Genomic DNA, 15,775 nt, shown 5'->3' with positions numbered 1-15,775 from the left:
TTCTTAACTTTGTGCCGTGGCAGATTTTGTTAAGATATACGAAGAGAACCCGAACCCTAAGGAAATAGAGCAAGCGGTTAAATGCTTGAAAAGCGGTGGATTAATTATTTATCCTACCGATACAGTTTATGGTTTAGGATGTGATATCACAAATACCAGAGCTTTAGAGCGAATTGCTAAAATTAAAGGCGTTAAGCTTGAAAAAGCAAATTTTTCCTTTGTGTGTCATGACCTCAGTAATTTATCAGACTTTGTAAAGCAAATTGATACGCCAACTTTCAAAATACTAAAACGTGCACTACCAGGTCCATATACATTTATTCTTCCCGGAAATAATAGCTTACCCAACGTTTTTAAACGAAAAAAGACGGTTGGAATACGAGTGCCCGATAATGAGATTGCCTTAAGCCTTGTACGCAGTTTAGGAAACCCTATTGTATCAACTTCGATTCATGATGAAGACGAACTCATTGAGTACACGACTGATCCGGAGCTTATTCTTGAGAAATGGGATCATTTGGTCGATATGGTTATAGATGGAGGTTATGGTGATAATGTGCCTTCTACCATCATCGACCTTACAAACGATCCTGAAGTTATAAGAGAAGGAAAAGGAAGTTTAGATATCCTATAATAAATTACATTCCTAAAATATTCGCATAAAAAAATGCCTAAAAAGTTCTTCAAGTTGACTTTTTAGGCATTTTTTGTAATGACTTATTTCTTACTGACCTCCTTGGGTAGCTTCTTTCATTCCTTGTTCGATCATATTATAAAACTGATCTAGTTTTGGTAATACAACAACTTTAATTCTACGATTAGTAGCACGTCCTGCAGCAGTCGAATTATCTGCAATTGGTACATATGAACTTCTACCAGCAGCAGTCATACGTTCAGCAGGTACACCAAATTTTGTTTGTAGCTCTCTAACAATAGCAGTGGCTCTTTTTACACTTAAATCCCAGTTGTCTTCTAAGATTCCACTTTTATAAGGCACATTGTCTGTATGTCCTTCTACCATAAACTCCATATCAGGCTTGTCAAGAACAACCTTGGCAACTTTCCCTAAGATACCATTAGCCTTGCTAGAAACCTTATAGCTTCCTGTTTTAAATAATAGTTTATCAGAGATTGATATAAAAACAACACCTTTTTCTACGTTTACCTCAATATCTTCATCTTGTAAATTGCCAAGCACACCTTTTAAGCTAGTAACTAAAGCTAGTGTTACCGAATCTTTTTTATTGATAGCATCTCTCATTGTCTTGATCTGCATATCTTTCTCTTTAATACTTTCTAAAGAACGCTCAAGATTTTCAGCACCTTTTTGAGAAAGCGTAGCTAAACCACCAACATTGTTTAATAAGGCTCCATTTGTCTTTTTCAAGTTTTCTACTTGATCTTTCAGGCTTTGCATACTCGCTGTAGCCGCATCCTTTTCAGATAGACAACTATTCAGTTTTACAGTAGCACTGTTTAATAAATCTTGTGTTTCTTGTTGTTTAGCTTCCAGTTCAGCGTATTTTTTATTTGATACACATGAAGTCATTATAAACATCGCCGAAGCCGATAGCATTAGTATTTTTTTCATTACTCTAGGTTTTAATTTACGTATTACTATTTCAAAATTAACAATTAATAACCCCCTTAGAAAAGTGTTAACAAAACTTTGTTATTGGGTTATCAACAGTCTAAAAACTTTCCTTCTATATACGTAGTAGTTCGTAACAATAGATTTTAGCATATAGTAATTCTGATTTTTGTTAGAAGTAGAGCGTTTAGATTTCATTATCCTGAATTTGGAGTAAAAACTAAGGTGAGCCCTCATAATCGCAACAAAATGAGCTGGTTTTAGTTTTATTAGAAATTGAATTCCGGCTACACCATCCAATAACATTCGTACAAAGATAATAGGGAAAACTTTACGCTTAGGTAGATTTTTTAGCAGCATAAATAGGGAATTTCGGAAATTTAAATAGGTCTTTTTCGGATTATTGGTGCTCAAAGTCGCCCCTCCAACATGATAAATGACCGAGCTTGGTTCAAAATAGCTTTTATAACTCTTATTAAATGCACGCCAACATAAATCTATTTCCTCTTGATGAGCAAAGAAATCTTCATCAAAGCCATTGAGTTCAGTGAATACTTGTTTCCGAATAAAAAAACATGCTCCAGATGCCCAAAATAATTCGCAAGCTTGGTCGTATTGCTGTTCATCTTTTTCAATAGTATGAAATATGCGACCGCGACAGAACGGATATCCATATTTATCAATATACCCACCAGCAGCACCGGCATACTCAAAATGTGTTTTCTTTTTAAAATCTAATATTTTTGGTTGAATAATTGCAACATTCTTATCAACTTGAAAGCGACTTACAATAGGATCTAGCCAATTAGCGGTTACTTCTACATCAGAATTTAGTAAGCAAAAAATATCTTCATCTAAGTGTTGTAGGGCTTCATTATATCCTCGGGCATATCCACCGTTTTCAGTATTCCTAATAATTTTTATTGATGGATAGTTTTGGGTTACAAAATCTATTGAATCATCAGTAGAAGCGTTATCTGCAAGATAAATGCTCGCGTATTTTGAATGAGCTATGACCGAAGGAAGAAACTGCTTTAAAAGCTCCTTTCCATTCCAATTCAATATGACTACGGCAATATTCACTTTTGTTGATAGCTTGGCAATTGTGGTAAATAGGTGTAGGATTCGTTGCTGTGATCCACAGTACAATAATAATGATTAAGTCCGTTAGTTACCATTAAGTAGCTGGCATTTAAAGTCATATTATATCGGGCTATTTGATCAAAAGTATCCTGATTGATCTTAATCTGAGGAGCTTTACACTCTACTAAAACATGAATGTCACCAGTTGGACTATATACAACAATGTCATAACGTTTACGAATTGAATTAATGACGAGTTCTTTTTCAACATTGATATGTGATGCAGGATATTGAAGCCCAATCATTAGAAATTGTAGTGTGTGTTGTCGTACCCATTCTTCTGGAGTAAGTACAACAAATTTCTTTCGGATAGGGTCGAAAATATGGGTTTTATTTTCCTTATTTTTGAGTCGAAACTGATAGTCTGGAAAAGACAATTTAAGCATACCGTAAATTAACCTCTTTTCTAAAGTATAGCCATCAATAATGATGAGTTTTTTAGCCGATGGATGAAATTAAACAATTAATAGGAGATATAAAGCAAGGGCAGATTAGTCCAATCTATTTGTTGCATGGTGAAGAATCCTATTACATTGATAAAATATCCGAATACATAGAAAGCAATGTATTAAGCGAAGAGGAAAAAGGCTTTAATCAAGTGGTTTTGTATGGTAAAGAAACCAAGATAGAAGATATTGTTGCTAGTGCTAAGCGTTTTCCTATGATGGCCGAACGCCAAGTGCTTATTGTAAAGGAAGCGCAAGATTTATCGAGAACTATGGATCAGTTAGAGGCGTATGCCGAAAACCCTCAGCCAAGTACTGTTTTGGTCCTATGTTATAAATATAAAAAACTCGATGCGCGTACCAAGGTTTTTAAAATGATAAAGAAAAACGGTACAGTCTTCTTGAGTAAAAAACTATATGAGAATCAGGTAGGGGATTGGATACAAAAAGTATTGAAAGGAAAAAAATATACCATTAGCTACAAAGCAAGTCAAATGTTAGTAGAGTTTTTGGGAACTGATCTGGGAACCATCGCTAAAGAATTAGAGAAACTCCAAATTATTATTCCAGCTGGAAGTGAAATTACGCCTGAACATATCGAAAAAAATATTGGAATAAGTAAGGATTATAACAATTTTGAATTGCAAGCAGCAATTGCCGCAAAGGATGTATCTAAGGCAATTAAGATTATAAACTATTTTGGTCAAAACCAAAAAGACAATCCAATGGTATTAACTGTTACTATGCTTTATACCTTTTTTTCAGCTTTGTTGAAATACCATGGTGCTAGTGACAAATCATGGGACAATCTTACTAAAAATGTAGGGCTTAAACCTTATCTAATTAAAAACGTAAAACCCGCTGCTGCTGTATATCCTTTAAGAAAAGTTAGTGGTGTTATTAGCATCTTAAACCAATATGACGCAAAAAGTAAGGGAATGGGTTCTAAAGCAACAAATACCGACCTGCTAAAGGAAATGATTGTAAAAATTATGACTTAGTTAATGTTCAAAAGGTAGAAATTCGTGAAGGTCTAGACTTTCTGCTTTTAAAGGTTTTTCTACATAGTCCTTAATATGTCCGTACATATCTGCTTTTTTCTTGTCTTCTGGATCAACCGATGATGTTACCATAATGATGTAAACGTCTTCTGGTTTTTTTTCATCTTTAAGTAGTTCCATAAACTGAAAGCCATCCATCACAGGCATTTTTATATCCAATAATACGATATCATAATTTCTTAACTTTAATTGAATTAGTGCTTCTTTACCGTCCTGTGCAAAATCGATATGACTATCTGCATGTATTTTTTGTAATACACGAGAGTTAATCATTCTGTCTATTGGATTGTCATCTACGACCAGAATATCTAGTGGAGATTCATACTGTAATGTAGACATAAGATGGGGTTCCAGTTGATGTGCGTTCAATTGATAGGTAGATTTTAGGGTTCATAATGCAGAAATGTATAAAAAATTATAAACAATTGAGAAATAGGTAGTTTCAGTATTGTTCAAATGCTATTTAATTCGTTAATCAGCGCGAATTAGGTGGTTTTCTCCGATTTATGCAGTATACTATTCATGGTCTTGACTACTTGGTCCATTTCATCCGCTGACTGTAGCAGGCTTTCAATAAGTATTTGTTGATCTTTTGTTCTTGCAGATTCTTTTAAAAGATCTACCAAGCCTAAAATTCGTGCTAATGGAGCGCGAACATCATGAGAATTCATTTGCGAATATTTTAATAACAGTTTGTTTTTTTCTTCAAGATCCCTTGTGCGCTCCTTAATAATAGTTTCGAGGTTCTCATTAATTCGACTTATTTCTTTATTTGAAGAGCTTAACTCGTTGGCAATATCTGTTATTTCTTTATTTTGATTTTCAATCAGAGAATTTTGAGCGGACAGTACCTGATTGTTTTTTTTGATTGTACTCCCTTGCTTAGTTAGAAAAAGCAACCCGATTAAGAATAAGATAGAAATGAGGCTGATTGTAACTATTATTCGAGTATTATTTTCGAGTCTGCTGTTAGTTGCATTTAAGTTTGCCTCAGTAATTCTATTTTGTTCTGTTAAAGATTTGTTTTTAGCAATCGCATATTCTAATCGCTTGCTTTCTATATTCTTTTCTGTTACAAAACTATAAACCTCTTCTTTTCTTTTATCTAATTCTATATGAGTGTCTAGTGCCTGTTTTATTTGGCCTAAGGCATACTGATTTTTGAAAATCAGTTTAAGCGACCTTAATTCATTGTTATAGTTTTTATTCTGCTTTGCAATTTGTAATGAGTTCTGCGCTAGAGATTTTGAGGTGGCAAAATCCTTTTCTTTAAATAAAATACCAGATAATAGTAAATTGTTTTTATTTAATTCTCCTACATACTTAAGCCTTTGATAAAGTGAGTCTGAAATTGCTAAGGAAAACCTTGCCTTTTTCAGGTCATTAATTTCAGTAAAGGCTTCTGAAAGAACTTGATTACATCGGGCTTCACCATGCAGATTATTAATACTTAGATATAGGTCTTTAGACTCTTCATAGTAATAAATTGCATCTTCATGTTGTTTCTTTTTAAGTTCGAGATCTCCTAAGTTACGTTTTGCAAATGCAATTTCCCTTACAATATTTCTTGGTGTGGCGATAGCGATAGCTTGTTGAAAATAACTTTGAGCTTTGTCAAGCTGATTAAGGTTTTTATAATTCACACCAATTTTAGATAATAGACGAGCATGCATTCGTTTAGAATTAGTGTTCTCAACCGCTTGAAGGCCCTCATAAAGCGCTTCCATGCTTTTTTCATAGTTACCCATAGTGGTATAGGCTTCACCTATGAAACTTGCAGTATATGCAACACCTGAGTAATCTTTAAGCACTTCATATAATTCGACTGCCTTTTTCCAATGCACTAAAGATTCATCAAACTCATTATTGTCAAAAAAAAACAGCCCGATATGATATTTGGAAAAAGCCATCATTTCTGTATTACCCTCTTTCGATGCTAGTTGGTACATTTCATCGATGGATTCATAGTTGTCAGGTTGTGTACTGTAGTCGTAGTATAAGTTAGAAATGTAGGTTTTGTAAAGTTGTAATTTAATACTGTCATTTTGTTCGGAGACTATCTGATTTTTAAGCATGATGATATCCACTTGCTTTTTCTCTATAACTCTTTGTTGCCCACAAACAATTATTAAGCTCCCTAGTAGCAAGGAAATGGTAAAATATTGTTGTATATGCTTATATAACAAGTGCATGAAATAACGATTTGGGTTGTATTAAGTCGTGTATATTAATAACCTCTTCAAATTGAGTAAATAACTATCCAAGAAGAGGTAATACAAGGAGTAGAATAATATTTTATGCATAGTTTGGGCTAATTACTAATGCATTAAGTTAATGGAAAAAAACCTCATATCTTGTAAAAAAAATCTCCCTAATAATAGAAGTCGATGAAAATGTGATTTTTAACGACGAAAGGTGTATGTCATCTCTAAGAATCTAATAATTAGTACCTTAGGCTGCAAATACTAAGGAAAAACTTCAAGAGATTGCTAACGAGCAGATAGTAATTTGGAATTAGTAAAGTATAGGATATTTGTTTGGCATCGCTTCATGCATAATTTGGTAGATCTTTTCGAATATATCTTCAGCACTTGGCTTCGAAAAATAATCACCATCAGTACCATAAGCGGGTCTATGTGCTTTAGCGGTTAGTGTTTGTGGCTTGCTATCTAAGTATTGATAGGCATCTTGTTTTTCAACAACTTCCTGGAGAATGTATGCTGATGCTCCGCCTGGTACATCTTCATCGATTACGAGAAGCCTGTTGGTTTTGGCAACACTTTTTACAATATCGCCGTCAAGATCAAAAGGTAGCAATGATTGTATGTCTATTATTTCGACATTAATGTCGACTTCTAAGAGTTCTGTAGCTACTTCTTCGACGATACGAAGTGTAGAGCCGTAGGAGACCAATGTGATATCAGTACCTTCTTTTAGTAATTCGACCTTACCTATTGGGGTTTTTATCTTCCCTAGATTGTTTGGTAGAGGTTCCTTCAAGCGATATCCATTTAAGCACTCAATTACTAAAGCTGGCTCGTCACTTTCTAATAAAGTATTATAAAAGCCCGCAGCCTTGGTCATGTTTCTTGGTACGAGAATATTAATACCTCTCAACAAATGAATAAGTCCACCCATTTGGGATCCAGAATGCCAAATTCCTTCTAGTCTGTGTCCTCTGGTACGTACAATTACAGGGGCTTTCTGTTTACCCAGTGTTCGATATTGTAAAGTTGCAAGATCATCGCTCATAGTTTGCAAAGCGTATAAGATGTAATCTAAATACTGAATTTCCGCAATAGGTCTCAGGCCTCTTAAAGCCATTCCGATTCCCTGACCTAGTATGGTTGCTTCTCGTATACCGGCATCAGCAACGCGAATATCGCCGTATTTTTCTTGTAAACCTTCTAAACCTTGATTTACATCACCGATAGTTCCTGAATCTTCTCCAAAAACCAAAACCTCAGGATTATTTGCAAAAAGATGATCAAAATTATCTCTTAAAATGATGCGTCCATCTACCATTTCAGGGTTATCGTCATAGACAGCTTTTACTTCACTTATCATTGTAGCATTAGATAAGGTTTCACTGTGTAAATGAGAGCTATATTTTGGTTGGTAAACATCAAAATAGTTGTTAATCCATTCCTTAAGATTAGCAGTGGCAGATGAATCTTCATTAAAGCAATAGCGTAATGCTTTACGAGCAGTAGAAATGACATCTTTTCTATTAGGCTCTTCTATACTGGAGAGTTGCGTGTTTAGCTTTTGAATAAAAACACCATTAGAATTTTCACTCGCAACATTAGTCAATAGTGAAACAAGTTCCTGTTGTTCTTTAACAATTGGGGAAATAAATGCAGCCCAGGCATTGTTCTTTCCAATGCGTACCTGCTTTTTAATTTCCTTTGCCATTGCAACTAATTCACTATCGCTGGCAATGCCGTTGGCAATCATCCATTCTTTAAACTTCGCGATGCAATCATACTCTGTCTCCCAAATTAAGCGATCTGGTGTTTTATAGCGTTCATGTGATCCAGAGGTCGAATGACCTTGGGGTTGTGTAAGTTGTTGAACATGTATGATAACGGGAACATGCTCTTCTCGGGCAATCCTTGATGCTTCCTGATATGTAGCTACTAATTCAGGATAATCCCAGCCATTAACTCGAAGTATTTCATATCCATTTCCGTTTTCATCACGCTGAAAACCTTTTAATATCTCTGATATATTTTCTTTAGTTGTTTGATGCTTTGCATGTACTGAAATTCCGTATTCATCATCCCAAACACTTACTACCATAGGTACTTGTAGAACGCCAGCTGCATTGATAGTTTCAAAAAATAAACCTTCACTTGTACTAGCATTTCCGATAGTTCCCCAAGCAACTTCGTTGCCATTCACAGAAAACTTTTCGCTATCAATATCTTTTAAATTTCGATATACTTTAGATGCCTGTGCTAAACCCAATAATCTAGGCATTTGCGCAGCGGTAGGAGAGATGTCAGCACTAGAATTTTTTTGTTGGGTAAGGTTTTTCCAGCTTCCGTCTTCATTAAGACTATGTGTAACGAAATGACCACCCATTTGGCGACCAGCGGACATAGGTTCAATCTCAATATCAACATGGGCATATAATCCCGCGAAAAATTGTTCAATGGTAAGACCATTAATTGCCATCATAAAGGTTTGATCACGATAATAACCGGATCTAAAATCACCATTAGCAAATACCTTGGCCATAGCCAATTGCGGCAACTCTTTACCACCTCCAAAAATCCCAAATTTCGCTTTTCCAGTCAAAACCTCACGCCGACCGAGCAAACTACACTCTCTACTAGTAACGGCAATCTTGTAATCATTGATTACTTGAATTTTGAAATCTTCAAATGAAATTGCTGAGTTCGTATCGGTATTTGTTTGCATAAGTTATCCTTAAAAAAGAGATTACAAAGGTAGCTAAAAACAAGACCAATAGCAAGTTCTTAATTCTTAAATAATTAGAAAATAATTAGTCAATGGATTAAATAATTGCGAATTAATCAATATAAATTGAAAAATTAACTTTTCGTTGCCGATTTGTTAATAAATTTCGTTAAAACCACTTTCTAGTGAATAGTCCTGTAAAGGCTCTAGGACTTAAAGTAATCACAAATCGAATACGTTCTGGATAAGACGATTGTCCTATTTCCCAACCAAGTTTTGAGTATACCGGAAGATATATTTCGAAATAATCTGGGACAAGATTTAGACGAATACCACTATCATAAACAAATTGAGTAGGGAGTGATTTGTTTTTTACAAAACCAACATCACCATACACTTCTATCCAGCTCCAAAGATTGATTCCTGCATTAACTGTCGCAATCCAGTCGTTAGCAAATCGTGGTTCTAATTTTGACTTAAAACCACCTTCAGCGGCAATGAACTGCTGACTTACCAAACCTGAGCTTTCTGATCGCCCTAAGTAATCAAAATCGAATAAATAATCTGTTGGTCTATCCAGTGCAAAACTGAAAAAATCTCCGCTTGCAGCCTGTGAATCATTATACAGAAACTTTCCAGCGAACAGCCGCAGTGTTACCTGTCGATTATTTGTAAATAGTCTTCTGTATTCATAATTAAATGAAACTTTCGAAAATTGGCTAGCTACTTGAAAATCGGCAAACCAAGATTTAAAATTAATAGCTCCTGGAGATGATTGTATAAAACGTGCATTGAATACACTATAATCAGGATCGGCTTCTAGTGAGAGCTCAGACGCATCTCGATCCCTCAAAATGTTTACAAAACGGAAAAAGATGGCTTCTCGCTTATTGTTTCTGAAATCATCGGTTCTAAAGTTAAAACTTACAGATGGTGTAATACTGGTAAAAAATAGGGAAGGGGCGTAGTGGAACCTTCTTACATTAAATCGATAGTCTATTTTAAATAAATCTCCCTCTTGTAAATACTGGTTGTATTGAAGTTTTGCCCGTCCTATTAATGCTTTTTCCTTTGTACTGTAAGTGGGGACAATATCATAAACAAAAGGTCTCGTTAAAAATGGCTTATTATAAAAGCGCATTCCTGGTGATAATCCATCATATACATTAAAGGCGATTTCGGGAACATAAAAGATCTGAGTTTTGTCAGGATCTTCAGCGTCTTTAAAGAATTTAAAACTCAATTTTTTGTTATTCGAGAATAACCCTCCTAATGATTTCCAATTATCTCTTTTGTTTAATTCTGGAACTGTTTTATCATAATTGAGTACTAACTTGGTGGCTTCCTCATTTGGGATAGTTACCACCTCTTTACCATCAATATCTTTAAACCAATACTTGTTTATGACAGAGTCTTTTCTCAACGAAAACAATGAAATGGGGGCTTTAGAACCAGTTTTATTTTTGATTAGTACATCTAATGAGTCCCCACGTTTTTTGATGTTTTTAATCTTGTAGTCGATTTTTTTTCTGGTAGCAACATATTCATCGAAATACCACTGAATGTCTTTAGTCGCGATGGCGGTTAGCTCTTTTTCAAAATCGGCGCCTGTAATAGATTTTGATTGATAGTCAGTATATACCTTCTTTATAAATGTATCTACTTGACTGTTGTTTAAGTAGTCATCTAAGTAAATAAGGCCTAAACCAGATTTATACTTATTTCCTATTTGATAGTTGAATTTTATAAGCGAATCTTTAGAAGTAGTTAATGGCTGGTCTAAATTTTTTCTCGCCATAAACATATAAAGTAATGGGTAAGCCTCATTAAACTTCATTTGTGCTAACTTATAACTTCGTACTCCCCATATTTGTGAAAGCTTTCCTAATACTTTTTCATCAGGATAATTCTCATTTAAATATTGCATTAACAGGTAGTACTGCAACGCATCGGTAACCCATTTTTCTTTGCGCGGATCAACACCAAGTGTATTGTCAATATACTTGCCTAAAGCGGCTTTCAATAACTTAATTTCATATAAAAAGTCATTGGGGAAAGGACTTATAAAGGTAGGAAGTTGATTCAGGCCATACACTGGATTTTTTCTATAATAAACCTCAGATATTAAGACTTTTTTAAATGGATAATCGCCGAGTCGAGTATTCATAAAATCAACCACACGCTGCATAAGCACATTTTTGCGCTCCATAGTGACACCTCGATCTTTCAGGTCTGTTATGATGCTAACATCTGTCGTATTAAATATATTGAATGAGAAATCCTTATTAAAGAATAAGGGTATTTGAATGCGGTTATAACCACTTAATGTATAGACGGTATTGTTGGCCTCGTCAATCCTCTGGTCAACATCTAGGTCCGTAATTAGTTGATAAGGTTTAGGTACCTTAAAATTGATGTTATAAGATGAAGGCAGCAGGAACATATCATCTAAATTCTTGTTGCTATATGTAGCCCATTTTTTATTAGCATATGTAGTTGCACTTATATACCAAAATTGCAATTTATAGTGGTCATCATTATCTACACCATAGCGAGTGAATTTATCGTGAGGTACTTTCACCTCGTACGTCAGTCGGAGCTTATAAGTCGCGCCAGGATAAATGGGAGATTTGAGCTGAACCCTAATAATATCCGGTTGTTCTTCAGGGCGCTCCCAATCAAGAAAACGAAAGGTATTGTCGCTTAATCCGATGATTTTTGTAAATCCTTTGTCCCTTTTTTTAGAAAGGTGCAGCGAACGATCAAATTCCTCGCCCATATACTGTGTCAAAGGTGTGTCTGGGCTTGAATATGAATTCGGCCAGTCGTTGAGATAAATGGCATTTAATGTATCCTGACTTGTGTTTTTATAATCAATTTCTTGATTAATGGATATCATTTTTGTTTCTACATCAAGACTCGCATCAATTTTATATTGATGTTGAGCGCCTAATGATTGGCTGAATTGAAGCAATGCAGATATCGCAACACTATATGTAAGAAGATTTTTAATCAAATCAGAATGTGTAATTTGATTAGAAATTAGGGCTAAGATCTGCCTCTTTATAGAAGGCATTTAGCACATCGATAACTTCGTCTTCAGTATCCACTAAATGAATAAGATCAAGATCTTTTGCGCTAATGTTGCCAAACTTTGCAAGTAAGGTACTTTTCACCCATGCCATTAAGTCCTTCCAAAACTCCGTTCCTACCAGAATAATAGGAAACTTATCTATTTTGTTTGTTTGGATTAGTGTAATCGCTTCAAATAATTCATCCAGAGTTCCAAAGCCTCCTGGCATTACGACGAACCCTTGTGAATATTTTACGAACATAACCTTACGTACGAAGAAATAGTCAAAATCGAGACTCTTATCGCTATCGATATAAGGATTGTCATGTTGTTCAAAAGGAAGTTCAATATTCAAACCTACCGATGTTCCTCCACCCATATGAGCTCCTTTATTACCAGCTTCCATAATACCAGGACCTCCACCTGTAATAACCCCATAGCCTGCATCAACAATTTTATGCGCTATGCTTTGTGCAAGTTGATAATACTTATTGTCTTCTTTTGTTCTTGCTGATCCAAAAATGGATACACAAGGACCAATAGCACTCATTTTTTCAAATCCATTTACAAATTCACCCATGATCTTAAAAATAGCCCAAGAATCATTTGTTTTTACTTCATTCCATCCTCTTGCACGTTGTTCACTTCTCATATTAATATGCTGTAATTAGTTTAATTCTTTTATCAAAAATCTTGCCGTATGGCTTTTTTCGTGTTTACATACTTGTTCTGGTGTTCCAGTTACGATTACTTCTCCACCATTTTTTCCACCTTCATAACCAATATCAACAACATGGTCTACCATTTTAACCACATCTAAATTATGCTCTATGATTAATATGGTGTTGCCTTTATCGACCAATTCATTTAAGACTGTCATTAGAACTCTGATATCTTCAAAATGAAGTCCCGTAGTTGGTTCGTCTAATATATAAAATGTATTACCAGTATCTTTCTTTGAAAGCTCAGTGGCTAATTTAATTCGTTGTGCCTCTCCACCTGAAAGTGTTGTCGATTGTTGCCCTAAGGTAATATAGCCAAGGCCTACATCTTGAATGGTCTTAACTTTTCTGAAAATCTTTGGTATATGTTCAAAAAAGCCAACTGCTTCGTTAATAGTCATATTTAGGACATCGGAAATAGATTTCCCCTTATACCTAATTTCTAGTGTTTCGCGGTTAAAACGCTTACCGTTGCATGTTTCACATTCCACATAGACATCGGGTAAAAAGTTCATTTCTATAACCTTTAATCCACCGCCTTCACAGGTTTCACAACGACCAGTTTTTACATTAAAACTAAAACGACCAGGTTTGTAGCCACGAATCATTGCTTCGGGTGTTTTTGAAAACAAATTCCGTATTTCAGAAAAAACACCAGTATAGGTAGCAGGATTTGATCGTGGTGTTCTTCCAATAGGCGACTGGTCGATTGCAATGACCTTATCAATATTGTCTAAACCTTTTACACTTTTATAGGGCATTGGTTCTTTTACGCCATTGAAATAGTAATTGTTTAAAATAGGATATAGGGTCTCATTGATGAGTGTAGATTTCCCACTTCCTGAAACGCCTGTAACTCCTATCATCTTTCCTAACGGGAAATCGACAGATACATTCTTCAAATTATTTCCCGTGCAGCCTTTTAAACTAATTTTTTTGCCATTCCCTTTTCGACGTTTTTTAGGAACTTCAATCTCTTTTTCGCCATTAAGATATGCTGCGGTAAGTGTATGGTATGCCAGTAACTCTTTTGGAGTCCCCTCGCTTATGATCTCACCACCATGGCGACCAGCATGAGGACCTATGTCTATAACATGGTCTGAATTAATGATCATGTCTTTATCGTGTTCTACAACAATTACAGAGTTGCCTATATCACGTAGAGATATTAAAGAATTTATTAATTTTTCATTATCTCGTTGATGCAGCCCAATGCTTGGTTCATCTAAAATATAAAGGACTCCTACTAATTGTGATCCTATTTGAGTAGCTAGTCGAATGCGTTGTGCTTCGCCTCCTGAAAGGGACTTTGAGCTTCGGCTTAATGTCAAATAATCTAAGCCTACATCTAATAAAAATTTAATTCTAGTATTAATCTCCTTAACAACTTCTGATGCAATTTTTTGTTGGGTATTAGATAATCGATCTGTTAGATTTTTAAACCAATCAGCCAGATCAACTATGTCCAAACTAACTAATTCATAAATGCTTTTTCCGTCTACTTTAAAGAAAAGTGATTCCTTTTTAAGTCTAGAGCCACCACATTCTTCGCATTGTATTTGATCCATATAGGCTTTAGCCCATCGTCTTATCGAACTAGACCCGCTGTCATCATATTGACTTTTAATAAAGTTATTAATTCCTTCAAAATCGATATTATAATCCCTAGTAACGCCAAGTGTTTTTGATTGAACTGAGAATTTTTCGTTTCCACCATTCATAATCATTTCTATAGCCTCAGGCGGAATCTTATTAATAGGATCTGTAAGCTTAAATTTATAGCGATCTGCTATTAATGCTAGCTGTTTAAACATCCAGCTGTTTTTGTATTCTCCTAGAGGAGCAATGCCACCAGCATTAATCGATATTTTTTTATTGGGTAAAACCTTGTTGACGTTTACCTTGTTTACGGTTCCCAGTCCGTTGCATATGGCACACGCGCCTTTAGGGGAGTTGAATGAAAATGTATTTGGCTCCGGGTTTGGATAGGAAATACCACTACTAGGACACATTAAATTTCGACTAAAAAAACGAGTTTTATTAGTGTCATTATCAATGACCATTAAGACATCATCACCATGATACATGGCTGTTTTAATGCTTTCTGTTAAGCGTTTGTCATCACTATCGCTATCACCAACTTTAAGTCGATCTATCACGATTTCTATTTCGTGCGTTTTATAGCGATCGACTTTCATTCCTTTCACTAAATCAACAATTTCGCCATCGACACGAACTTTTACAAAGCCTTGTTTTGAAATTGTTTCAAATAACTCGCGATAGTGCCCTTTTCGAGATCGAATAATAGGGGAAAGGATGCTTACTTTTTTGTCTTTAAAATCTTTGGTGATTAACTCCTTAATTTGTTCATCGCTATAGCTAACCATTTTCTCACCGGTTTGATAACTATAGGCATCAGCACCTCTTGCGAATAACAAACGTAGGAAATCATATATCTCGGTAATAGTGCCAACAGTAGATCGTGGGCTCTTACTAGTGGTTTTTTGCTCAATGGCAATTACTGGACTTAATCCATCAATTTTATCAACATCAGGACGCTCTAACCCGCCCAAAAATTGTCGGGCGTATGCTGAAAATGTTTCTATATATCGTCGTTGTCCCTCGGCATAAATGGTGTCAAATGCCAAAGATGACTTGCCACTACCAGATAAACCCGTTATTACAACAAGCTTTTCTCTAGGGATGTTAACGTCAATATTTTTGAGATTATGAACACGTGCACCTTGCACTTCTATTTGTTCTTCAATCTGATGGGTCATAGGAATTTTCAAAACCGGCAAGGTACAATTTTC

General features: G+C 35.2%; 11 protein-coding genes. 2 read left to right on the top strand and 9 right to left on the bottom strand.

Annotated features, from left to right (window positions below):
* Positions 1 to 16: 16 nt before the first annotated feature.
* Entirely contained in the window at positions 17 to 634 is a 618-nt protein-coding gene (locus GWK10_RS05660) for an L-threonylcarbamoyladenylate synthase (protein WP_164030086.1), read from the top strand.
* Positions 635 to 724: 90 nt separating this feature from the next.
* On the opposite strand, the gene GWK10_RS05655 is transcribed toward GWK10_RS05660, so the two are convergent.
* The 3 genes from GWK10_RS05655 to GWK10_RS05645 form a co-directional block, all read right to left on the bottom strand.
* Positions 725 to 1,591, bottom strand: coding sequence for an OmpA/MotB family protein (locus GWK10_RS05655; protein ID WP_164030083.1), 867 nt, complete (start codon positions 1,589 to 1,591; stop codon positions 725 to 727).
* An 81-nt stretch (positions 1,592 to 1,672) separates the two neighbouring features.
* Positions 1,673 to 2,674, bottom strand: a complete 1,002-nt coding sequence (locus GWK10_RS05650; RefSeq protein ID WP_164030081.1) for a glycosyltransferase family 2 protein — start codon at positions 2,672 to 2,674, stop codon at positions 1,673 to 1,675.
* Positions 2,671 to 3,120, bottom strand: a complete 450-nt coding sequence (locus tag GWK10_RS05645) for a type I restriction enzyme HsdR N-terminal domain-containing protein (protein ID WP_164030079.1) — start codon at positions 3,118 to 3,120, stop codon at positions 2,671 to 2,673. Before GWK10_RS05645 ends, GWK10_RS05650 begins: the two co-directional genes overlap by 4 nt.
* Positions 3,121 to 3,179: 59 nt before the next feature.
* On the opposite strand from GWK10_RS05645, the gene holA reads away from it, so the two are divergent.
* Complete coding sequence (gene holA / locus GWK10_RS05640) at positions 3,180 to 4,181, top strand: DNA polymerase III subunit delta (protein WP_164030077.1); 1,002 nt, start codon at positions 3,180 to 3,182, stop codon at positions 4,179 to 4,181.
* Here holA and GWK10_RS05635 read toward each other — a convergent pair whose 3' ends face one another.
* The 6 genes from GWK10_RS05635 to uvrA all read right to left on the bottom strand — a co-directional run bounded on the left by GWK10_RS05635 (position 4,182) and on the right by uvrA (position 15,742).
* Positions 4,182 to 4,580 carry a response regulator gene (locus GWK10_RS05635; protein ID WP_164030075.1) on the bottom strand — a complete coding sequence of 133 codons (399 nt, stop codon included), beginning with the start codon at positions 4,578 to 4,580 and terminating at the stop codon, positions 4,182 to 4,184.
* Positions 4,581 to 4,726: 146 nt separating this feature from the next.
* The gene (locus GWK10_RS05630; protein WP_164030073.1) at positions 4,727 to 6,433 is read right to left on the bottom strand and encodes a tetratricopeptide repeat protein; all 1,707 of its coding nucleotides are present in this window, start codon (positions 6,431 to 6,433) and stop codon (positions 4,727 to 4,729) included.
* Between the two features lie 322 nt (positions 6,434 to 6,755).
* Entirely contained in the window at positions 6,756 to 9,167 is a 2,412-nt protein-coding gene (locus tag GWK10_RS05625; RefSeq protein ID WP_164030071.1) for an alpha-ketoacid dehydrogenase subunit alpha/beta, read from the bottom strand.
* 169 nt (positions 9,168 to 9,336) lie between these two features.
* Entirely contained in the window at positions 9,337 to 12,183 is a 2,847-nt protein-coding gene (locus GWK10_RS05620) for a gluzincin family metallopeptidase (RefSeq protein WP_239540706.1), read from the bottom strand.
* A gap of 19 nt (positions 12,184 to 12,202) precedes the next feature.
* Entirely contained in the window at positions 12,203 to 12,892 is a 690-nt protein-coding gene (locus tag GWK10_RS05615) for an LOG family protein (RefSeq protein WP_164030069.1), read from the bottom strand.
* Between the two features lie 15 nt (positions 12,893 to 12,907).
* Positions 12,908 to 15,742 carry an excinuclease ABC subunit UvrA gene (uvrA, locus tag GWK10_RS05610; protein WP_164030068.1) on the bottom strand — a complete coding sequence of 945 codons (2,835 nt, stop codon included), beginning with the start codon at positions 15,740 to 15,742 and terminating at the stop codon, positions 12,908 to 12,910.
* Positions 15,743 to 15,775 lie beyond the last annotated feature (33 nt).

The organism is Spongiivirga citrea, assembly GCF_010671565.1.
In the GTDB taxonomy this organism is placed as follows: Bacteria; Bacteroidota; Bacteroidia; order Flavobacteriales; family Flavobacteriaceae; genus Spongiivirga; species Spongiivirga citrea.
This window is presented reverse-complemented; position numbering and strand designations above follow the sequence as displayed.

Coding starts and splice junctions, on each gene's coding strand:
- GWK10_RS05625 (WP_164030071.1), bottom strand. CDS start 9,167: ATGCAAACAAATACCGATACGAACTCAGCAATTTCATTTGAAGATTTC.
- GWK10_RS05615 (WP_164030069.1), bottom strand. CDS start 12,892: ATGAGAAGTGAACAACGTGCAAGAGGATGGAATGAAGTAAAAACAAAT.
- GWK10_RS05630 (WP_164030073.1), bottom strand. CDS start 6,433: ATGCACTTGTTATATAAGCATATACAACAATATTTTACCATTTCCTTG.
- holA (WP_164030077.1), top strand. CDS start 3,180: ATGGATGAAATTAAACAATTAATAGGAGATATAAAGCAAGGGCAGATT.
- GWK10_RS05655 (WP_164030083.1), bottom strand. CDS start 1,591: ATGAAAAAAATACTAATGCTATCGGCTTCGGCGATGTTTATAATGACT.
- uvrA (WP_164030068.1), bottom strand. CDS start 15,742: ATGACCCATCAGATTGAAGAACAAATAGAAGTGCAAGGTGCACGTGTT.
- GWK10_RS05645 (WP_164030079.1), bottom strand. CDS start 3,120: ATGCTTAAATTGTCTTTTCCAGACTATCAGTTTCGACTCAAAAATAAG.
- GWK10_RS05635 (WP_164030075.1), bottom strand. CDS start 4,580: ATGTCTACATTACAGTATGAATCTCCACTAGATATTCTGGTCGTAGAT.